Here is a 21,208-nt window from a genome sequence, read left to right as displayed (position 1 = left end):
CGCGGTGTTGAGAGAGGGGCGCTGAGGCGCCCCTCCTTCTTTTAGCGTGCCGGCATGGGCTGGTGCGCGCACCGCGTGTCGAAAGAAGGGAATCGAACATGCGCAGTGGCATGGGATCGCGCGTTCATGCAACGCGTCGGCATGACAGGGTTGTGCCCGGCCCCCACCTAAGGGGGAAGTGGATGCCGCTCGGGCCGAAGCATCGCATGATGACGGGGTGGGTACGTGAACATCACTAGAACCGCCCGGTCACCAATGGACCTCAAAGAAGGTCCGACCGAGGCGATCTGTCAGGGAGGGCTGACGATGGAACAGGGAGCGCCTGGCCGATTCACATCCTTGCCGCCTGCGGCAAGGATTGTTTGGGCCAAGAGCGATGACGGGGCTGGCCATGGGCTGCTGGCTCACTTGCTGGATGTGGCTGCCGTGGCCGAGGTGTTGCTGGCGCATGAGCCGGCGGCCACGCGAGACATGGCGGCGCAAGCGCTGGGATTGGCCACTGAAGCTACAGGCCGGTGGCTTGCCGCATTGGTGGGACTGCACGACTTTGGGAAGGCCATTCCTGGATTCCAGGCAAAGTGGCAGGCGGGCTATGAGCGGGACCTCGCTGCAGGACTGCCCTTCGTCACCAAGTCGCTGGCCTGCGATCAGCATTCGCTGGCCACCGCCGCACTCTTGACGCCTTCGCTGCAACGACTGAGCGGCGCGGAACGGCAATGGTGTTGCCATGTCGTGCAGGCTGTCAGTGCGCATCATGGCTATCACTTTTCGCGTTCCGAACTCAAGCGGGGAACGCCGCTGCGAGAAGGGCCGGGCTGGCAGGAGGCCAGGCAGTCGCTGATTCATGTCTATTGGTCGGTGCTTGCGCCGCCAGGTCGACCCAACGCTTCTGCATTGGATCTGCCCATGGTGAACTGGCTCGCCGGTCTCACGAGTGTGGCGGACTGGATCGCCTCCAACCCCGAGTGGTTCCCACTGGGCGAACGCTGCGACGACTTGGCTGCCTATTACGCCGATGCGCAGACGCTGGCGCAGAACGCGCTGCAGCAAATCGGCTGGCGACCTCATCGCCCACTCCTGACGTCGTCAGACGAGGTCCATGCCTTGTTGGCCCGGATCGTGGACCGCCCCGGCATTCAGCCCAGGCCGTTGCAACAGGTCGGGGACGAATTGCTGAAGGAGGCGCAGGGGCCGGCGCTGCTGCTCGTGGAGGCGCCGATGGGGGAAGGCAAGACTGAACTGGCCTTCCTGGCGCATTTGCGTCTGCAGGCGCTCAATCACCATCGGGGGCTCTATGTGGCGCTGCCAACGCAGGCCACCGGAAATGCACTGTTCAAGCGTGCCGAGACCTTCTTGCGCGCTTTTGCGCCAGGTGCGCTGGATGTTCAGCTCGTCCACGGCGGTGCGGCCATGAACGAAGACCTGGCCGCCTTGCGGGACATCGATCATTCGCGAAACGAAACGCTCTCCGCAAGCGTCTGGTTTGGCCAGAGACGACGACCGTTGCTGTCACCGTATGGCGTGGGCACGGTGGATCAGACGCTGTATGCGGTGCTCAATGTGAAGCATCACTTCGTGCGGATGTGGGGGTTGAGCAATCGGGTCGTGGTGCTGGATGAGATTCATGCGTACGACACCTACACCCTGAACCTGATCATCACCCTGCTGCGCTGGCTCAAAGCCTTGCGTTGCTCGGTGGTGCTGATGAGTGCGACCCTGCCCCGTGCGCGCTGCCAGGAGCTGCTCAAGGCGTGGGGCTTGACGACGCCAGCACCTCAACTGGCCTACCCGCGACTGATGTTGGCAGACGATGCCGGCGTTCAGGGGCGCCACGTAGCAGCGCGGCCATTGGCGCCGATTGCGCTGCATGGCTTGGACAGTGGCATCGAGGCTTTGGCCGAAGTGGCATTGGCGCAGCTTGAAGCGGGCGGCTGTGGGGCGCTCATCGTCAATACCGTGGCGAGGGCGCAGGCGTTGTATCTGATGCTGAAGGCCCGGCTCTCCGAATCCGATCGATCGACCGACACCCAGCTGCTGTTGTTCCACGCCCGCTTTCCTGCCGACGAACGAGGTGATCTGGAAAAGAGTGTCCTGTCGTTGTTTGGCGCTGGAGGCGTGCGACCTGCACGTGCTCTCCTGGTGGCGACACAGGTGGCCGAGCAATCGCTGGACATTGATTTCGACTTCTTGCTCAGTGATCTGGCGCCCGTCGACCTCTTGTTGCAACGCGCCGGGCGGCTTCATCGACATGAACGCCCGCAAAGACCGGCCGCCCACCGTGACGCGCGCCTCTGGGTGGCGGGACTACTACCCGGTCGCTTGCCGGAAATGAAGCAGACCGCCTGGGGCTATGTCTATGACCCCTACATCCTGGGCCGCACCTGGGCGCTGCTCACCCGTGAATCGGTTCTGCACTTGCCTCAGGACATTGATCGCCTGGTTCAAGCCGTGTACGACATCAATCACGAGTTGCCCGACGACCTGGATACCGAGGCGAGGAAGTTTGTCGAGATTGATGCCTATGGCGAGTACCGCGCCGAGGTGAAGTCCCAACTGCAGCGGGCTTTCGACATTGCACTGGATCCGTCTGCAGAAGCGCAATTGGCATATGACGGCAAGCCGCACGGTCATGAGGAAGATGAAGCCGGGTTGGGGTTGACCAATACCACGCGGCTGGGTCCGGAATCCATCACCTTGATCCCGGTGGTGGTCGATGACCAGGGGCGGTGGCATGTCCGTGAGGGCGATGCGGGATTCGATCCTGAGCAGCCTTTGGATGGATTGACGGCGCGAGCGCTCTACAACCGTCAACTCAAAGTGAGTCGCAAGGGCGTGGTGCAACGATGCAAAGCAATGAGACTGCCAGTCGCATTCGAGAGCCATCCGCTGTTGAGGCAGGCATTTGCGCTGCGGATCCAAGCGGGGCGGACCATTGATCCTGGATTGACGATGAGTCTGAGCCCTGAACTGGGATTGCAATTCGGTGATGGACGAGAGGCTGACAAAACACAGGAAGGAGCGGCATGACATCTCACTACAACCTGCTCGATGAACCTTGGTTGCCCGTCCGGTTTGCCGACGCCACGGTGCGGTCCGTGGGCTTGATCGGTGCGATCCGCCACAGCAAGGACATCACGGCGCTGGCCGAAACCGCACCGCCGAGCTTGATCGCGCAATACCGGCTGCTGCTTGCGATCGTGCACCGCGCGCTGGTTCGGTCGCGGGCCAACTGGAAAGATGCGGATCGTGTGACATGGTTCCAGCATGGCCTTCCCATCGAGGAGATAAGCGCCTATCTGGAGTCTTTGCGCGATCGCTTCTGGCTCTTCGACGAATCACATCCCTTCATGCAGGTGGCCGCTTTGGCTGTCGCCGACGAGACGCGTGAGAAGCGAAAGCCCTGGACGCAGATCTCGTTGGCCAGCGCCAATGGCAATGCACCGGTCGTGTTCGATCATGCAGTTGACGCCATGCCGGTGGCAATTGACCGAGCCCAGGCCATCACCCACCTGCTGGGCTACCTCCAGTTCACACCAGGGGGCTTGGTCAAGACACTGAGGGATGCGGACAAGGCGGGTGCACTCGTCAACACGGCGGCGGTACTGCCTGTTGGCGAGACCCTGGCGAAAACGTTGTGCCTCGCATTGCATCCAGCGCCGCTGCCCGGCCAGCCCACCGAGGACCTGCCCGCCTGGGAGCGCCCACCGCTGACCTTGGCCGAACTTCGCGGCGAACCGGTGCTGGCGACAGGCCCCAACGATCGCTACACCCGACAAAGCCGAGCTGTACTGCTGGAGGCGGAGCCAGATGGCAGCGTCCGTTGGCTGCGATTCGCCGCGGGCTGGGCGCTTGGGGAGGACCCCCAGAAGCCCGATCCGATGGCCTGTTATCGCGCAGGCAGCCTTGGCCTGGTTCGCGTTGGATTCAACGAGGGGCGGGCCGTCTGGCGGGATCTCCCGGCCCTGGTACCGATGCCACAAGGTGAGGCAACGAAAGGCTACCAGGCCGCAGCGGTGGTCGATTGGGCCGCCGGTCTGCGCCGAATGATCGCCGATGACCGCGTGCATCAACCGCTGTTGGTGGCAGGTCTTGCGAGTGACCAGGCCAAGTTGCTTCGTTGGCGACTGGAGCAGGTGGTCTTGCCTCAGGAACTGTTGGTGTTGCCGGATCGGGCGCAAGAGCTGCAGGTCGGTGTGGCGCTGGCGGAGGAACTGCATCGGCAGCTTCGCTATCTGGCAAGTGACCTGGTCGCCGCCACCCTTCCGGATCCGTCGAGCAAGGACACCCGAAATCGGGCGCGATCCATGGTGGACGTGGGTCCCTTGTCGACCACCTTCTTCGCAGCCGCTGAGCGAGATCTGCCTGCGCTCATGGCATTGATTGCCAAGGACGATTCTGACGGGGCCGATGCCCTGTGGCAGGGCGCTCTGCGTGATGCTGCACGGCTGGCATGGGATCGCGTGATCGCCGTTTTAGGCAACTCCGTCGTCGCCTTGCGCGCTGAAGCCCGGATTGGATACCGGCTTTCCGCTTTGCTGCGACAGCAACTGCCCGCCGCGTTTCCTGTTTCGACCCGAACTCAAGGGGCTTGATCAATGAGTCACGACCACCACCACGCCGCCGCATTTGTTAAGCACTTGCAGCAATTGAAGGAACGCGATCGCGGTGCGCTCGCCACCCTGCGCCACAGCCTGACGTTTTCCCCGGGCGACTACCCCAAGGCGTATCCACTTGTGGAGCGTTTTGTCGGCAGGGAGTGGCATGCGAATGACGCCCGCCGTTTGGCGCGTTACGCCGTGGCGGGCCTGTTCGCGTCTCACCCCGTCCACCAGTCCTGCACGCTCGCGGCGGCCTGGGGGCAATTGATGAGAGAAAAGGATCGTCCCAGCCTTGAACAGCGATTCATCGCGTTGCTGGAGGCTGATGCCGAAGGTGTGATGAGCCATCTGCGACAAGGCGTCAGCCTGCTGGCCGCGGCCGGGCAGGGCTTCAACTACGAGGTACTGCTCGAGGATTTGGGCACCGCATTGAACGAGCGCGCCGATCCTGAATTCCGCGATCGCCTCAAGCGTCGATGGGCCCGTGATTTCTACCGGGCACAGCAGGCGGAAGACGAAGAGGGCGCCACCACCACGGATAGCGCGTCGATTTCCAACATCTCTGTCACCAACCACAACTGATCCATCCGGGAGACCCACGATGAGCCTGTTCCTCGAATTCCATCTGATCCAGAACTTCGCCCCATCCAATCTGAACCGTGATGACACCGGTGCCCCCAAGGATGCGGTGTTTGGTGGTCAACGGCGCGCGCGCGTCAGCAGCCAGTGCTTCAAGCGCGCCGTCCGTTTGGCGGCCTCCGAGCATGAGCTGCTGCCGGCCGCCAACCGTGGCGTGCGCACCAAGAAGCTCAAGCAGCTGCTGATCGAGCGACTGTCGGGACGTGATGCGCAGGAGGCGGCCGCCAAGATCGAAGTCGCATTGGCCGGAGCGGGGTTGAAGCTCAAGGATGATGGAAAGACCGAGTACCTGCTGTTCCTGGGCGAGGGTGAGATTGCCGCGTTGGCCGATCTCATCGATCAGCACTGGGATGAGTTGGTGGTGAGCACCGAGAAGAAGAGCAAAAAGGACGCCAAGTCGGACGTGACCCCTGCGATCGGCAAGAAGGTGAAGGCGCTGATGGACGGTGGCAAGGCGGTGGATGTGGCGCTTTTCGGTCGCATGCTGGCGGACATGCCTTCGGTGAATCAGGACGCGGCGTGTCAGGTGGCGCACGCCATCAGCACCCATCGGGTGGAGCGTGAGTTCGATTACTTCACTGCGGTGGACGACAAGGGCGACGAGGATGAGACCGGCGCCGGCATGATCGGTCAGGTGGAGTTCAATTCGGCGACGTTCTACCGGTATGCGGTGCTCGATCTGCACAAGCTGCAAGCCAATCTGCAGGCGGACCGTGAATTGGCCTTGTCTGCGGTGCAGGCGTTCACGTTGGCCATGGCGCGGGCCGTCCCAAGCGGCAAGCAGAACAGCTTCGCCGCGCACAATCCGCCGGAGTTTGTGGGGGTGTGTCTACGTCATGCCGCGCCGATGAACCTGGCTAATGCCTTCGAAAGGCCAGTGGCGGCACGGCGTGACGACTCGCTGAGTGCCCAATCGGTGCGGGAGCTGGCGGGCTATGAGGCCAAGTTGGGTGCGGTGTATGGCACGGCGGAGGACCAATGGCTGACGCTGGATCTATCGGGTCAATGGCCAGCCGCCCGCGGCACAGCGCAGCCCACGCTCCAGGCACTGGCTCAAAGCGTTCAGGCGCTGGCTGCGCAGGCGCTGTCGGTGCAAGGGAGTTGAGGCATGGGCACGCTGCTCTTGCGTTTGCGGGGCCCGATGCAATCCTGGGGGACGACCAGCCGTTTTGACGAGCGTGAGACGCAGTTGGAGCCCTCCAAGTCCGGCGTCATCGGCTTGTTGTGCGCGGCTTTGGGGCGTGACCGCGCGGAACCCGTGGACGATCTCGCCGCCTTGCGAATGGGCGTCCGGGTGGACCGTGAAGGCATTCCCATGCGGGACTATCAGACGGCCACAGGTGTGTTGATCGCTGCCAGCGCCAAGGCGGACCGCGAACGCACGGTGGTCAGCCCGCGGTTTTATCTGAGCGATGCGGCATTCCTCGTCGGCTTGGAGGGCGACGACCTGTCACTGCTGAGGCACCTGCACGAGGCGCTTCGGCGCCCCGTGTGGCCCTTGGCCCTGGGTCGGAAGAGCTTTGTGCCGGGCTGCCCCGTCTTTCTGCCGGACGGCTTGCTGGAAACGTCGCTGCGGGCTTCGCTGGTTGATTACGACTCTGCGCATCATCCGCGCCCGACGGGGTCCATGCGTCTGCTTCTGGAGCACGCGAGCCACGGCGCTATACGCCTGGACCAGCCGATGGCGCCGTATGCGCAACGGCGTTTTGGCCCGCGCTTCGTTCATACCGAATTCTTCACCGGAGCCTCGCATGTACCTGACCCAGCTGCGGCTTGATCCGCGCAGCCCGCAGGCCCGACGGGACCTGGCCAATGCCTATGACATGCACCGCACCTTGGTGCGCGGTTTCGTTCGGGAGGAACAGTCGCCCGTGCCACGTTTCCTCTGGCGTCTGGAAACCAATCGGGCTGGCGACGCTCCAGTCGTTCTCGTTCAATCCAGTGCGGCGTCGGATTGGTCGTTCATGTCCGAATTCAGTGGCTACCTACGCGACACTGAAACGCCTGTCACCAAGTCATTCGACCCGTCGTCCCTCTTGCAGTCGGAGAAGCGCTATCGATTTCGGTTGGTGGCTAATCCCACGGTGACTCGGCAGGGACAGCGTCATGGCCTGGTGGGCGAGGACATGCAACTGGCGTGGTTGCATCGACAGGGCGAACGCCATGGATTCACCGTGGAAGCCGCAATGGTGAGCCACAGCGACACGCTGCGCGGCCGCAAGGCGGAGACGCGGGTGAGCCTGCTTCAGGTGCAGTTCGACGGTGTGCTTCGTGTGGGCGATCCGGCCGCCGTGGTGAGCGCGGTGGCATCGGGAATCGGACATGGCAAGGCCTTTGGCTGTGGCTTGCTGAGCCTCGCGCGGTGTCCGTGAACCTGCTGCCGCCATTGAAGCCGCTGCCGATCAAGGACAGGGTGTCGATGGTGTTCGTCCAGTACGGGCAGATCGATGTGCTGGATGGTGCGTTTGTCCTCATCGATAAGACCGGCGTGCGGACGCACATCCCGGTCGGGTCGGTGGCCTGCATCATGCTGGAGCCGGGGACGCGGGTGTCCCATGCGGCGGTGCGACTGGCTTCGCTGGTGGGCACGCTGCTCGTCTGGGTGGGGGAGTCTGGCGTGCGTTTGTATGCCAGCGGGCAACCCGGAGGTGCTCGCGCCGATCGATTGCTGTACCAAGCGAAGCTGGCGCTGGATGATGACTTGCGGCTGAAGGTCGTGCGCAAGATGTATGAGTTGCGCTTCGGAGAGCCTGCGCCAGCGCGCCGAAGTGTCGATCAGCTGCGCGGCATCGAGGGCGCCCGCGTGCGGGCCACCTACAAACGGCTCGCAGAAGAACACCGGGTGAAGTGGCGTGCGCGGAACTACGACCAGCAGGCTTGGGACGCGGCCGATGTGCCGAATCGATGCTTGTCCGCGGCGACCGCGTGTCTCTACGGCATCACCGAGGCGGCGGTGCTGGCGGCGGGCTACGCGCCGGCGATTGGCTTCATCCATACGGGTAAGCCGCTGTCGTTTGTCTATGACGTGGCCGATGTCTACAAGTTCGAGACCGTGGTGCCGTTGGCATTTGCCATCGCGGCGAAGGAGCCAGAGGAGCCGGAGCGCGCGGTTCGCATCGCCTGTCGCGACCGCTTCAGGCAGAGCAAATTGCTCGAGCGACTCATTCCCGGCATGGAGGAGATGCTGGGAGCGGGCGGCATTCAACCACCGGAGGCTCCGCCGGAGTCGGTCGCTCCGGCCATTCCCGTGCCTGCCGGCATTGGGGATGCGGGTCATCGGAGTCAGTAGCTGTCATGGGCATGTTGGTCGTGGTGACGGAGGCCGTTCCGCCGCGGCTGCGAGGGCGTTTGGCGATCTGGTTGCTGGAGGTGCGCGCTGGGGTCTACATCGGTGATGTGAGTCGTCGGACGAGGGAAATGATCTGGCACCAGTTGGTTGAAGGCCACGAGGGCGGCAACGTCGTCATGGCCTGGGCCAGTCGCAGCGAGACCGGATTCGAGTTTCAGACCTTGGGCGCGAATCGTCGCGAGCCGGTGGACTACGACGGGCTTCGGCTGGTGTCGTTCAGGCCGCAGGATCCGGATGCTCTTTAACAAGTCGAAAATTCGGTAGACCGGCGGGGGTGGAAATTTGTCTTTGGGGACAATGGGTTAGGTTTGGAGTGTTCCCCGCGTGAGCGGGGATGGACCGGCGGCCTACCGCCAGAAGCAGGCGTGTGACGCGTGTTCCCCGCGTGAGCGGGGATGGACCGGTCTGCCATTCCTTCGTCGTCGACGGCCAGATGTGTTCCCCGCGTGAGCGGGGATGGACCGGACATGACGTATTCATCTGAGGGCTTGCTTTCGTGTTCCCCGCGTGAGCGGGGATGGACCGCCTGCTGGCCTGCGGATCGCTGCGGAAATCGAGTGTTCCCCGCGTGAGCGGGGATGGACCGCCGCGCTCGATCGAGCGGCCAAGCTGCCCGCAGTGTTCCCCGCGTGAGCGGGGATGGACCGCTCTGCGCCCGTGGGAGGAATCTCGATAGGGTGTGTTCCCCGCGTGAGCGGGGATGGACCGGCCCTTATGGTTGTCGTTCGATGCGACTTTTTGTGTTCCCCGCGTGAGCGAGGATGGACCTACCCGCGTCGTGGCGCTGGCGGCGCGGATCCGCGTGTTCCCCGCGTGAGCGGGGATGGACCGATGGCTGCGGTGCAGGGATACATCCACGGTAAGTGTTCCCCGCGTGAGCGGGGATGGACCGTTGGGACATCGCCTGGAACGTTCACGAGCGGCGTGTTCCCCGCGTGAGCGGGGATGGACCGCCCAGGCTTACATGCGAGAACTGGGCGAAGAGGTGTTCCCCGCGTGAGCGGGGATGGACCGCGCTGGAACTGATTGTGGAAGAGACGAGTGACGTGTTCCCCGCGTGAGCGGGGATGGACCGACCATGGAGAAGAAGGGCCGGGTGCGGATCATGTGTTCCCCGCGTGAGCGGGGATGGACCGCGTCTTGAAGATCCCCCTGAACATCGGGGCCAGTGTTCCCCGCGTGAGCGGGGATGGACCGATCGCTGACCTGACCCCCTAATCTCACCTAAGGTGTTCCCCGCGTGAGCGGGGATGGACCGCCGCATCAGATCCTGACTATCCGCCAGTACGGGTGTTCCCCGCGTGAGCGGGGATGGACCGGCCCCGTGCTTTTTCAAAGGAGCCTTCTCGATGTGTTCCCCGCGTGAGCGGGGATGGACCGGCCAAACAGAGTCTGTTCGAAGCTGCTCCGACGTGTTCCCCGCGTGAGCGGGGATGTACCGGACTGAGACATGAGCGACATGGACGACATTGATGTGTTCCCCGCGTGAGCGGGGATGGACCGACCGTGGCGCAATTGTCGGCGTCTATGTGGTGGTGTTCCCCGCGTGAGCGGGGATGGACCGTGCTCAGTGGAATGTGGATGGAACCATTGCGCGTGTTCCCCGCGTGAGCGGGGATGGACCGGTCGTCCAGCCCAGCGGCTTGTGTGGTGTCGGGTGTTCCCCGCGTGAGCGGGGATGGACCGCCCGCACCACGTTGTTCGATTACCGCGTTGTGGTGTTCCCCGCGTGAGCGGGGATGGACCGCGCTTCATCGTCCAGGCGCTGGCCTGCTACGACGTGTTCCCCGCGTGAGCGGGGATGGACCGGCGTTCGAGGACGGTGACGACTGGTCGAATCGGTGTTCCCCGCGTGAGCGGGGATGGACCGAACACGCAACTATCGGCATCGAAAATGGGCTCGTGTTCCCCGCGTGAGCGGGGATGGACCGCCAGCGTGTTTTCATGCTTCCATTTTCTCCTGGTGTTCCCCGCGTGAGCGGGGATGGACCGCTCTACACCGCCGCCCCTGCGCTCACGGAAGAGTGTTCCCCGCGTGAGCGGGGATGGACCGCACGTGATCGAGAGGACGGCATGAGCAAGCATGTGTTCCCCGCGTGAGCGGGGATGGACCGACCTGGGCGCGCGCCAGAGCCAAGATTCACCGGTGTTCCCCGCGTGAGCGGGGATGGACCGTTGACGGTCTGCGGCGTCACGCGGCTGGGCTAGTGTTCCCCGCGTGAGCGGGGATGGACCGACGCCGCGGGATCGAGTGGCATCTACCGCTGTGTGTTCCCCGCGTGAGCGGGGATGGACCGTACAGCGGGGTGTCGATCAGCATCTCCACGAAGTGTTCCCCGCGTGAGCGGGGATGGACCGTGCCGTTTGAAAAGACATGAAGGGAGAAAAGGGTGTTCCCCGCGTGAGCGGGGATGGACCGTAGTCCGAGCCGCCAGAGCCGCCACCGATCCCGTGTTCCCCGCGTGAGCGGGGATGGACCGATTGAGGCGGTTCTCACTGGCCTCACGCCCATGTGTTCCCCGCGTGAGCGGGGATGGACCGGCGCGGTCCGCCAGGACGAGCAGAAGGTCGTGGTGTTCCCCGCGTGAGCGGGGATGGACCGGCCATCCTGCAGGTCGCCGAGATCGTTACGTGGTGTTCCCCGCGTGAGCGGGGATGGACCGGCGAAAAAGAACTTTAACCTTGACCTGTACGCGTGTTCCCCGCGTGAGCGGGGATGGACCAGGTTGACGAATGTTGCGTTGGCGTTATTCCAAACGTGTTCCCCGCGTGAGCGGGGATGGACCGACCTGGGCCCAACCATCGATCGCGTGTTCGGCGTGTTCCCCGCGTGAGCGGGGATGGACCGGTCGCGTCGGACCTGAACAGCGTTCCCGCCGGGTGTTCCCCGCGTGAGCGGGGATGGACCGACCTACGCCCCGATCGGCGTGCTGGGCGACGTGTGTTCCCCGCGTGAGCGGGGATGGACCGGTCTGGACCACCCCCGACGTGGGCGAACAGGTGTGTTCCCCGCGTGAGCGGGGATGGACCGCAAGAGGCCACCGCCGCCACGGTGCAGAAAATGTGTTCCCCGCGTGAGCGGGGATGGACCGAGGCCTCTTCCCCCGGGCCGCCGCCGCCCATCGTGTTCCCCGCGTGAGCGGGGATGGACCGAACGACTCTTGCATGAAGTCGCCCGTGAAGCCGTGTTCCCCGCGTGAGCGGGGATGGACCGTGTGCCGGCCGTAGAGTGCCCTCGGCCACCATGTGTTCCCCGCGTGAGCGGGGATGGACCGGCCCTGGCCGGCTGATAGCCGGTCGACCAATCGTGTTCCCCGCGTGAGCGGGGATGGACCGGACAGCGAGCGCTCGGCCTCACTGCCCGAGCCCGTGTTCCCCGCGTGAGCGGGGATGGACCGCGTTCGGGCTCGCGCCGCACCACATGGCATGCGTGTTCCCCGCGTGAGCGGGGATGGACCGACTGCCCGCGTTTGGGCGGCGAGGGCCACTTGGTGTTCCCCGCGTGAGCGGGGATGGACCGGCGAGCAGACCGAAGCGCCGAAAGGCGCCCCAGGTGTTCCCCGCGTGAGCGGGGATGGACCGCCCCACACGTTGTCGGGCCGACCGAAACGGGAGTGTTCCCCGCGTGAGCGGGGATGGACCGAATTTGGGCGGGGCTGAATCCTACGCATGGGGGTGCTCCCCGCGTGAGCGGGGATGGACCGCCACGGAAGACCTTGCACCGGATGATCCGGCAGTGTTCCCCGCGTGAGCGGGGATGGACCGACCCGCGACCTGCGACAGACGCCGCTGGTCGGGTGTTCCCCGCGTGAGCGGGGATGGACCGCGCAGGCAGTGCCTGCCATCGATGTTGAAAAGGTGTTCCCCGCGTGAGCGGGGATGGACCGAACGGAGATGGTTTCCTGGGGGGGCTTATCCCGTGTTCCCCGCGTGAGCGGGGATGGACCGATCATCACGCAGGGGCGGCATCAGGGCCTGTGGTGTTCCCCGCGTGAGCGGGGATGGACCGCGCACCGGTGTCCCACTGGCGTCGCCTGACATGTGTTCCCCGCGTGAGCGGGGATGGACCGTTGCCACTGGCGGTTGCTGCGCCGGAGTAGCCGTGTTCCCCGCGTGAGCGGGGATGGACCGGGTCGCCCAGAGTCGTGGCCGTCGAGACTGCAGGTGTTCCCCGCGTGAGCGGGGATGGACCGAGTTTTCCCATGGGTTCGCTGACGATGCCAGCGTGTTCCCCGCGTGAGCGGGGATGGACCGGTCGGCGTCGGCTGGCTCGACGACGGCATCCGCGTGTTTCCCGCGTGAGCGGGGATGGACCGGCAGGCGAGGAGCTTGTGGGGACGCTGCAGCGGTGTTCCCCGCGTGAGCGGGGATGGACCGCTGAAGGGTTACCGCTACAGTGCACGCGCGGTGTGTTCCCCGCGTGAGCGGGGATGGACCGAACACATGGCTCTACATCGTTGGATGCGAGCCGTGTTCCCAGCGTGAGCGGGGATGGACCGAACGCAACTGCAGCCAGACCGATCAGCAGCAGGTGTTCCCCGCGTGAGCGGGGATGGACCGGCCTGCAGCACCTCCCCATTTGGGCGTACCAGGTGTTCCCCGCGTGAGCGGGGATGGACCGGACGGCAGCTTCGCGTTCACCTGGCCGGACGAGTGTTCCCCGCGTGAGCGGGGATGGACCGTCTCTGCCGACATCTATCCGATGGGTGCGTGGGTGTTCCCCGCGTGAGCGGGGATGGACCGACCGTGTTGGCAGTGCCATTGGTTCGGCTATCGTGTTCCCCGCGTGAGCGGGGATGGACCGAAGACCGGGCCGGGGAATGCCGGCATCCCCTTGTGTTCCCCGCGTGAGCGGGGATGGACCGTTATTGCCCGCCAGTCCATTGAGGCTGACGCTGTGTTCCCCGCGTGAGCGGGGATGGACCGCCGCCGAAAAACCGTTTCACAACTCTGAGGGCGTGTTCCACGCGTGAGCGGGGATGGACCGGCCGGGGCCTTGATCCTGGCCGAGATCGAGCGGTGTTCCCCGCGTGAGCGGGGATGGACCGAACGTCCCCGCGAGTGGCCCGGGATCCTACGTGTGTTCCCCGCGTGAGCGGGGATGGACCGGTGATGGCCCTGGAAATCGACCGCGTGGCCATGTGTTCCCCGCGTGAGCGGGGATGGACCGCGCAGGTAGTGCCTGAAGATCAACGAGGGGGAGTGTTCCCCGCGTGAGCGGGGATGGACCGTCCACCAGCGGCGTGGGCAGGATCGGCGACGCGTGTTCCCCGCGTGAGCGGGGATGGACCGGTGTTCTTCACGCCCGAGGAGGTGATGCGCTTGTGTTCCCCGCGTGAGCGGGGATGGACCGGAGCGCCAGGCGCAACTGGTCGCCGAGGGCAAGGTGTTCCCCGCGTGAGCGGGGATGGACCGTCGTCCGGCATCGAGGACGCAGAGCTTGACTTGTGTTCCACGCGTGAGCGGGGACGGACCGTCGAGTATCGACGCAGAGCGGCAACTCGAGATCGTGTTCCCCGCGTGAGCGGGGATGGACCGGACCAACACGACCATGAACGAACAAATTCTGCGTGTTCCCCGCGTGAGCGGGGATGGACCGGCTTTGCCGCCGTCAGTTGGCTGACCATGGACGTGTTCCCCGCGTGAGCGGGGAGGGACCGACGAACGGGCACCCCTCCTGCCGCACCTCCTCGTGTTCCCCGCGTGAGCGGGGATGGACCGGTGGTGCAGAAGCGCGACCAGTCCGACATTCAGTGTTCCCAGCGTGAGCGGGGATGGACCGGCCGCGATCCGCTCGGTGATGGACTCGATCGCGTGTTCCCCGCGTGAGCGGGGATGGACCGCTGGGGCGCGGCGACTTGCGCCCGCTGAGCGCGTGTTCCCCGCGTGAGCGGGGATGGACCGCTGCGCCGGCTGGGCCGCGAGTGGCTCGAATCTTGTTCCCCACGTGAGCGAGGATGGACCGTCGTTCGACCTCGCCAGCGCGCGCAGCACCGAGTGTTCCTCGCGTGAGCGGGGATGGACCGACTGGACCGAGAGCGCCGTAGAGGCCTACCAGGTGTTCCCCGCGTGAGTGGGGATGGCCCGGCGAAAGAGGGCGGCGCCAGTGACCTGGACGCGTGTTCCCCGCGTGAGCGGGGATGGACCGGCGCGAACAGGACAGTGCGGCGGGAAGACCCCGTGTTCCCTACGTGAGCCGGGATGTACCGGACATCGGGCATCAAAGATCACTGTTCCGGCGTGTTCCCCGCGTGAGCGGGGATGGACCGCACGGACAGCGCCTGTACCCACCCAGACAGGTATTGCTCATCGTCCAGCCGCCTTCAACAATGGGGCTTTAACGGTAAGGAGGATGAAGATGGCGAAGCAGCATCAAGTTCGATTGATGGCGGCGGTGCTGGCCAACCCGAGTCGTGTGGGATTAATAGCTGCCGTGCTGTCGACTGCCGCAGCACTGAGCGGGTGCACTACCATGCGTCAGCCTGCGGCCGAAGTGCCCTTCTACATCCACGCCAATTTTGACGAGGCTGCCGCCCAGGCAATGCTTGCTCCTGGCAATAACGCCATCAAGGGAAACGCGTTCATGCGGCAGAAGGGTGGCGGCGTCGTCACCTGTGCCGGCTCCAGCGTCTACTTGACTCCAGCAACGGCGTACGCAATCGAGCGGATGAAGCTCGTGTATGGACCGGTTGATTCAGGCTACGCGAGACGAATTCCGCCTCTGACACCCGAACCGCCCGCCTACTTCTCCACTGGCCGTTCGGAAAAGTGCGACGCCCAGGGAAACTTCGTTTTCGCCGACCTGGCTGACGGCGATTTCTTCATCACGACTGTGGTCAGCTGGCAAGTCGCCTCGGCCCAGCAAGGCGGCGCGCTAATGCAGCGCGTGCGGCTATCCGGGGGCAGGATCGTGAGCATAGTGATGTCGTCCTGACGTCGGAGGCGGGTCTCAATTCCATCATGCACAGCAATGAGCATCTGTTGATGTGTTCCCCGCGTGAGCGGGAATAGACCGAACACAACCCTGGAAGGCACCTGACCGCTCTCCGCATTCCCGCCTTCCCATCTCCGCATCCCTCCGATACCCGCACCGGCCCCGCGGCCCGACATTGAGATGCTTCAGATCGACGATCTGTCTCATCCCAGGGACGCTGCCATGAAGAGCCACAGGACCGACGCCGACAGGGCGCAGCCTCAGCCGGTCGCGGTGTCAGGCCACCGGCAGGCCGGACCCCTGGCCCAAGCCATCGCGCCCGCATGGCAGACCTCCTTGCAAGCCGCCGTCGACCACTCGCCACGCATGCTGGCGCAACGGCAGGCCCTGCGCGGTGCCTTCGGTGGAACGCTCACGCTGCAGGCCGCCGGCCTGGCTGCCACCACGCTGCAGTCCCCCGCGGGCGCCGTGGTGCAGCGGGCCATCTCGCTGGATGCGCTGACCAACAAGCTGGCCGAGGTGCAGCAGGCGCATGGCACCTACCATGGCACGCTGGATGCCGACACCACCGTGGACCAGGCCAATGCGGTGGGGGATGAGTGGGTCGGCGACGGCCCCACCTCGATCTATTACGGCGCATCGGCCTGGGATTCCAAGGTGGCCGCGGACGGGCAGCGCCAGTACCGGCCTCCGATGATGAAGATGTCTGGCCAGGCGCAGGGCACCGCACAGGCCAACTACGAGGCGAAGGTGGGCCAGGAGGGCGGCTACGACTTTAATGCGCACGTCACCATCACCGGACTCGCCGACCACGAGGACTGGAAAAACAAGGCCAACTACAAGCCGCCCGTGAAGCCGCCGCCTGAAAAGAAAACCGACGACGGCAGCGACGACGAGGGCGGCGGCTTCGGACTCGACCTGTTTGCTTAGGAGACGCTATGACCTTGAAAGGCGACTTGAAGCGGTTGCACAGCCCCGATCTGCCCGATCTGGCGCACGACCACCCCCAGGATCCCGCCAATTTCCGGATCCTGGTTCAGGCACTGGTCGGCGTGGTGGGCCAGGAGGCCGCAGACACCTTCAATTTCATGGTCTGCACACCGGCATGGCTCGCGGCCCATGTGGACGACCCGCTGCCCGCGCGCGGCTACCTGATCGTGCCGCGCTACGACTACGCGCCGATCCACGCCGCCATCGCCCGCCTGTGCGCCAGCACCACCGGCCCGGACTGGCAGACCATCGCGGCGCGACTCAATCTCGAGGCGCGGTGGGAATATGACCAAGACCAGTGAGCCTCGCGAATCAGCGTCGCGGGCGGAGTCGTCCCGTGCCGCGCCTCAGGGCGAGTCCTTCGGTCCGCTGCAACGCTGGGTGGACGACAGTCCGCGCCTGAGCGCCCAGCGCCGACAGATCGCCGCCGCCTTCGGTCCTGAGTCCCGCTCCGCCGCCGTCGCCCAACTGAAGCCGCCCAGCGATCCGCATGTCTTCACCTATGAAGACGCCGAGGGCCTGGTCTGGTCGCGGGACAGCGACGACCGCTGGTACCGCCCCGGCGACAAACAGGGCGAGAAGATCTATTGGGTGGAGCCGACGGTGATCCCCACCGCACCCCGCGAGGTCTCCGGTGCCGGCGATGGCTACCGACAGATCTGGGAGGTGGGCACGATCTCGTTCATCTTCTCCTCTGGTCACGGCTACCGTCCCAATCACCACAAGGCCAATCAGCCGCCCAGCAAGGACATCACCCAATTGGGCACGATGAACGAGGTGGAACTGGCCATCCTGCGCCACATCCACGGCGCCGGCGGCATTCCCGACGAAGGCGCCAGTGGCACGCGTGAAATCACGGTGTCCGGCGAGAAGGTGGAATATCGGTTCGCCCGCTTCACTGCTGACAAGATGGGCATCGGCACCTATTACCGACCAGATTAGGATCCCACCAGATGACGACCAATGATTCGATTCTTGAGCTGGGCCGACGCCTGATGGCCTCGCGCGATGCAGACGATTCCGCGCACTGGATCCAGGCGCTGGGCCGCACGCAGGCGGGCGATGTGGCGGCCATCGTCGCGGTGCTCGATGAGGACGCGACCGACGACCTGCCGATCGCCGACAAGACCGCCGCCTTCGAGCGGCTGCTCGAACTCGATGCCGCCACGCCGACGCTCCTGCGCCGCTTCGCGCAGCACCTGTGGTTGCACGGGCCGGCGGATGACGACCGCGTCGACGCGCTGCGCGCTCAGGCCGATGCGATGGATGCAGGGCATTGAGACGACAGCCCCGCCACGCCCATCCTGCGCCGATGCGCGGCCCGAGTGCAGGGCCGACCCTCCCATCAGCGGGCCCTGTGCCCAATCGCTCTCAATGCCGGGAGAAAAGCGCCACCACGCTGTGCGGCGCATCGTCGCCAAATAAGCGTTGGTGATGGCTCGCGGTGAGCGCCGGCAACGCCAAGCAGGGCCGTCAGCGCGACACGGACCGCCGACGGGCCCACCACCGGCGCGGCGGTGCTGATGCATAAGCCAGCGACGCCGCCATGCACAGCTCGATCTCGGTGCCGGCCGCAGGACGGCTCCAGAAGTCGAGTCGCGCGCCGATGCGTGCAGCCCGCTCGCGCATCCCGCGCACGCCCCAATGGTCCGGGCGCTCCACGGCGGCCAGCGTGGGCGCATCCACGCCGATGCCGTCATCGCGCACCCGCATGCAGAACCGATCCGCCGCGTAGATCAGCTGCAGCTCGATGGCGCGGGCCTTCGAATGGCGCAGCGCATTGAGCAGCGCTTCTCGACCGATGAGGTAGATCTCCTCCTGCGTGACGGGCCGCAGGGGACAGGCCGTGCCTTCCACCAGCATCCGGAAGGTCATGTCACGGCCCTGCACGAGCGCTTTCCCCGTGGCGGCGAAGGCCTCCGGCAGATCGTCCTGCGGCGGCGAGGACAGTCGAAGATCCAGCACCCGATCGCGGCCCTCGGTGAGCACCGCTTCGCTGCGGTCCAGCGCCTCGTTGAGTGCGGCCCGCGCCGGATCATTCGCGGCCATGCGGTCGGTGGCGGCCTGGAACTGGATGATCAGTCCCTGGGTGCTCTGCAGCAGGGTGTCGTGCAGTTCCCGCGCAATGCGCTCACGCTCGGCCATGCGTTCTTCGTACCGCGCGCGCAGGCGGCCGGCCATCTGCCGTACCCGAAGACGAACGACCAGCCAGCCCAGCAGCGTCGCCGCCAGCACACACATCGCCAGGAACCACCGCGTCTGAACGAAGGTCGGCGCCAGGGTGATGTCCAGCGTCGCGGGGCGGTCGGTCCAGACCCCATCGGCATTGCTCGCCATGACCTGGAAGCGATAACGCCCGGGCCTGAGGTCGGTGTAGAGCGCTTCCTGCCGGTTGCCGGCGTCTTGCCAGTCGGTATCGACGCCGTCCATTCGATAGCGGTAGCTGACCTTCTCCGGCAGCGTCAGGCTGAGACCCACATAACCGATCCGGAACGCGGTGGTTCCTCCGGGCAGGGTGATGTCGCGCCCGGGCTGCAAGCGCTGGTCGCCGAGGGTCAGCGAGTCGATGTGCAGACGCGGCGGCACCGTATTGCGTGGCAGGCGCGGCGGGTCGATGACATACAGACCGGCGCTGGTGAGGAACCACAACCGCCCGTCCGTGCCCTCCACAGCGGTGGGCAAGGGCCTGAGGCGAGCCGCGCCGCCTTCCACGCCGTCCAGGGTGTCGAAGGTCTCGCCGCGTGGCCGGTAGTCGGGATCCTGGGCCACACGCCGGACCTCGGCGGCGGAGAAATGGGTGATGCCCCGGCTGCTGTTCACCCATACCTCCCCCGCAGCGGTCTCGATGATGCCGGTGACGCTGTTGAAGGAGGCGCCGCTGTGCAAGGTCACCGTGCGGAATGCCGACCCATCCAGCACCGCCAGGCCGAATTCGCCGCCGGCCCAGACATGCCCGCGCCGGCCGTACAGGGCCGTCACGTTGCCGATGGGCAGGCGGTTGCCGTCCTCGAACACGGTCGCCCGATCACCGTCCAGCACGGCAACGCGGCCCTCCATGTACCCCAGCCAGAGCCGATCGGAGGCATCGGTCGCCAAGGTGATGGCGGGCATCCGGGGCAAGGCCGCCACGCCCCCGTTGGCCGTCCATTCGCCCGACCTGCGGCGAAACACGCCGGTGCGCATCAGGGAGACCCAGAGATCGCCGCCGCGGCGTTGCGCCAGGGCTTGGACCTCGGTCGATGTGCCCGCCGGCAGATCGATGCGTTCGGTGCGGCCGCCGGCCAGGCGCGTCAGATGGAAGTAGCCGGCGAACCAGATCGCCCCGTCGTCGCTGCGAAGCGCGGTGGAGTGACCGCCCAGCGTGGGGTGGGCGGTCACCGTGCCGTCCGCAATTTCAATCGGGGCGCTGAAGCGCTGTGCCAGCCACACGGTGCCCTGGTCGCCCGCCACCAACGCGGCCGTGTGGGTGTTGAGCGCCGCCGTGGTGCCGTCCAGCCGTCGCCGAACCCGGGGCTCGGAGAACCGATGCAGACCGGTGATGGAGGCCAGCCACAGGTTCCCTTCGTCGTCCTCGGTGATGCCGGCATTCTGGAAGGCGCCGAATCGGGTGTCCTCGGTGTACGACGGCACTGACGCCGCCTGGTCCCAGCGGAGTTGCGTCATCCCCGCGGGGCGCCCGACCCGGCGCAAGGCGCCGGTGCGGTCGTTGCACCACAGCCCGCCATCTCGATCCACGGTGAGGTTCATCCCGTTGGTGTGGGCTGCGGGTCGAGGGGACGGGGCGTTCCTTTGCAGCCGCTGCAGCCCCTTCATCGTGCACAGCCACACCTCGCCCGAGGGCGACTCGGCAATGCCGGTGTTGTCATCGACGGCAAGCGCGGGTTGCACCGGCTGGAACGAGACCGACCCTCGTGGACGGACCCACAGCTGCTCGGTGGAGACCAACCACAGCGCGCCGGCACTGTCGGCCAGCAGGCCGGTGACATGCACCGCGGGATGGCCGGGCACCTTGTCCACCATCTGCCACTGTGAATCAGCGAATCGGGCCAGACCTCGGGTGGTGCCCAGCCAGACCGTGCCGTCCTGCTCAATGGCCATGGCCTTCACCGTGCCGGCCGGCAGGCCGTCCTGGGGGGTGAAGGCGGTCAGCCGGCCGTCCTGGAGAAGGGCCGCGCCGCCCATGGTGAAGCCGATCCAGAGTCCGCCAGTGGGGGAGGCCATCAGCTTGGACACCTGTGCGGACGAGACCCGGTCGTCCCGCGGCAGGTCCTCGCGCCGGAAGCGCAGCCCGTCGAAGCGGTACAGCCCGCTGGCATTGCCCAGCCAGAGTGTTCCGTCCCGGGTCTGGGCAATGGCGGTGACGGCGTGGGGATAGCCGTCCTTGGCCGTCCAGCTCGTGCGCGTGAACGCGCTCAGACCCAGATCGGCGTGCAGCGCGAAGGCCTCGCCACACATCAGCAGCGCCAGTCCCAGCGCCCACATCCTTGCGCCCATCGGCCGCAGCGCAGCAGCCAGCGCGGCCCTTGCATTCATCGAAGCCATCGCGGCCAGTGCAGCCAGTGCCCCCGCGTCAGCCTCTGCAGCCACTGCACCATTTGCGCCATTCGTCATCGCCAGGATCCCCGCAGGACTCGCTCGCAATGGATAGCCCGAGCCTCTCTCCCGGGCCTGTCGATGCCGTCGCGGCCTGCCTAGCAT

The 21,208-nt window shown here is 65.7% G+C and carries 14 protein-coding genes and 1 CRISPR repeat array; of the genes, 13 read left to right on the top strand and 1 reads right to left on the bottom strand.

Annotated features, from left to right (window positions below; translation table 11 throughout):
- Positions 1-255: 255 nt before the first annotated feature.
- The 13 genes from cas3 to N4261_RS17285 all read left to right on the top strand — a co-directional run bounded on the left by cas3 (position 256) and on the right by N4261_RS17285 (position 17,790).
- Positions 256-3,027, top strand: a complete 2,772-nt coding sequence (gene cas3, locus N4261_RS17345; RefSeq protein WP_261756532.1) for a CRISPR-associated helicase Cas3' — start codon at positions 256-258, stop codon at positions 3,025-3,027.
- A complete protein-coding gene (casA, locus tag N4261_RS17340) occupies positions 3,024-4,592 on the top strand; it encodes a type I-E CRISPR-associated protein Cse1/CasA (RefSeq protein WP_261756531.1) in 1,569 nt (522 codons plus the stop codon). The genes cas3 and casA overlap by 4 nt, the downstream gene beginning before the upstream one ends.
- A 3-nt stretch (positions 4,593-4,595) precedes the next feature.
- Entirely contained in the window at positions 4,596-5,180 is a 585-nt protein-coding gene (gene casB, locus N4261_RS17335; protein ID WP_261756530.1) for a type I-E CRISPR-associated protein Cse2/CasB, read from the top strand.
- A 19-nt stretch (positions 5,181-5,199) separates the two neighbouring features.
- Positions 5,200-6,342 carry a type I-E CRISPR-associated protein Cas7/Cse4/CasC gene (cas7e, locus tag N4261_RS17330; RefSeq protein ID WP_261756529.1) on the top strand — a complete coding sequence of 381 codons (1,143 nt, stop codon included), beginning with the start codon at positions 5,200-5,202 and terminating at the stop codon, positions 6,340-6,342.
- A 3-nt stretch (positions 6,343-6,345) separates the two neighbouring features.
- A complete protein-coding gene (gene cas5e, locus N4261_RS17325) occupies positions 6,346-7,014 on the top strand; it encodes a type I-E CRISPR-associated protein Cas5/CasD (protein WP_261756528.1) in 669 nt (222 codons plus the stop codon).
- Entirely contained in the window at positions 6,989-7,609 is a 621-nt protein-coding gene (gene cas6e / locus N4261_RS17320; RefSeq protein ID WP_261756527.1) for a type I-E CRISPR-associated protein Cas6/Cse3/CasE, read from the top strand. The genes cas5e and cas6e overlap by 26 nt, the downstream gene beginning before the upstream one ends.
- A gap of 2 nt (positions 7,610-7,611) precedes the next feature.
- On the top strand, positions 7,612-8,526 hold the full coding sequence (cas1e, locus tag N4261_RS17315) for a type I-E CRISPR-associated endonuclease Cas1e (protein WP_354005413.1): 915 nt from the start codon (positions 7,612-7,614) through the stop codon (positions 8,524-8,526).
- Between the two features lie 5 nt (positions 8,527-8,531).
- On the top strand, positions 8,532-8,831 hold the full coding sequence (gene cas2e / locus N4261_RS17310; RefSeq protein ID WP_261756525.1) for a type I-E CRISPR-associated endoribonuclease Cas2e: 300 nt from the start codon (positions 8,532-8,534) through the stop codon (positions 8,829-8,831).
- Between the two features lie 68 nt (positions 8,832-8,899).
- Positions 8,900-14,855: a CRISPR direct-repeat array (repeat unit 29 nt; unit sequence GTGTTCCCCGCGTGAGCGGGGATGGACCG).
- Between the two features lie 89 nt (positions 14,856-14,944).
- Entirely contained in the window at positions 14,945-15,520 is a 576-nt protein-coding gene (locus N4261_RS17305) for a hypothetical protein (protein WP_261756524.1), read from the top strand.
- A 222-nt stretch (positions 15,521-15,742) separates the two neighbouring features.
- Positions 15,743-16,450 (top strand): hypothetical protein, encoded by a 708-nt coding sequence (locus N4261_RS17300; RefSeq protein ID WP_261756523.1) that lies wholly within the window; start codon positions 15,743-15,745, stop codon positions 16,448-16,450.
- A gap of 8 nt (positions 16,451-16,458) precedes the next feature.
- Entirely contained in the window at positions 16,459-16,812 is a 354-nt protein-coding gene (locus N4261_RS17295; protein ID WP_261756522.1) for an immunity 8 family protein, read from the top strand.
- Positions 16,796-17,452 carry a hypothetical protein gene (locus N4261_RS17290; protein WP_261756521.1) on the top strand — a complete coding sequence of 219 codons (657 nt, stop codon included), beginning with the start codon at positions 16,796-16,798 and terminating at the stop codon, positions 17,450-17,452. The genes N4261_RS17295 and N4261_RS17290 overlap by 17 nt, the downstream gene beginning before the upstream one ends.
- Before the next feature lie 11 nt (positions 17,453-17,463).
- On the top strand, positions 17,464-17,790 hold the full coding sequence (locus N4261_RS17285; RefSeq protein WP_261756520.1) for a hypothetical protein: 327 nt from the start codon (positions 17,464-17,466) through the stop codon (positions 17,788-17,790).
- Positions 17,791-17,983: 193 nt separating this feature from the next.
- Here N4261_RS17285 and N4261_RS17280 read toward each other — a convergent pair whose 3' ends face one another.
- Entirely contained in the window at positions 17,984-21,043 is a 3,060-nt protein-coding gene (locus N4261_RS17280) for a sensor histidine kinase (RefSeq protein WP_261756518.1), read from the bottom strand.
- Between the last annotated feature and the right edge of the window lie 165 nt (positions 21,044-21,208).

Origin of the sequence: Roseateles amylovorans (assembly GCF_025398155.2) — a bacterium.
GTDB classification, from domain to species: Bacteria; Pseudomonadota; Gammaproteobacteria; order Burkholderiales; family Burkholderiaceae_C; genus Roseateles; species Roseateles amylovorans.
Note: the sequence above shows the minus strand (reverse complement) of the source record. Positions and strands in the feature narration are given on the sequence as shown.

Coding starts and splice junctions, on each gene's coding strand:
- cas3 (WP_261756532.1), top strand. CDS start 256: ATGGACCTCAAAGAAGGTCCGACCGAGGCGATCTGTCAGGGAGGGCTG.
- casA (WP_261756531.1), top strand. CDS start 3,024: ATGACATCTCACTACAACCTGCTCGATGAACCTTGGTTGCCCGTCCGG.
- casB (WP_261756530.1), top strand. CDS start 4,596: ATGAGTCACGACCACCACCACGCCGCCGCATTTGTTAAGCACTTGCAG.
- cas7e (WP_261756529.1), top strand. CDS start 5,200: ATGAGCCTGTTCCTCGAATTCCATCTGATCCAGAACTTCGCCCCATCC.
- cas5e (WP_261756528.1), top strand. CDS start 6,346: ATGGGCACGCTGCTCTTGCGTTTGCGGGGCCCGATGCAATCCTGGGGG.
- cas6e (WP_261756527.1), top strand. CDS start 6,989: ATGTACCTGACCCAGCTGCGGCTTGATCCGCGCAGCCCGCAGGCCCGA.
- cas2e (WP_261756525.1), top strand. CDS start 8,532: ATGGGCATGTTGGTCGTGGTGACGGAGGCCGTTCCGCCGCGGCTGCGA.
- N4261_RS17305 (WP_261756524.1), top strand. CDS start 14,945: ATGGCGAAGCAGCATCAAGTTCGATTGATGGCGGCGGTGCTGGCCAAC.
- N4261_RS17300 (WP_261756523.1), top strand. CDS start 15,743: ATGAAGAGCCACAGGACCGACGCCGACAGGGCGCAGCCTCAGCCGGTC.
- N4261_RS17295 (WP_261756522.1), top strand. CDS start 16,459: ATGACCTTGAAAGGCGACTTGAAGCGGTTGCACAGCCCCGATCTGCCC.
- N4261_RS17290 (WP_261756521.1), top strand. CDS start 16,796: ATGACCAAGACCAGTGAGCCTCGCGAATCAGCGTCGCGGGCGGAGTCG.
- N4261_RS17285 (WP_261756520.1), top strand. CDS start 17,464: ATGACGACCAATGATTCGATTCTTGAGCTGGGCCGACGCCTGATGGCC.
- N4261_RS17280 (WP_261756518.1), bottom strand. CDS start 21,043: ATGAATGCAAGGGCCGCGCTGGCTGCTGCGCTGCGGCCGATGGGCGCA.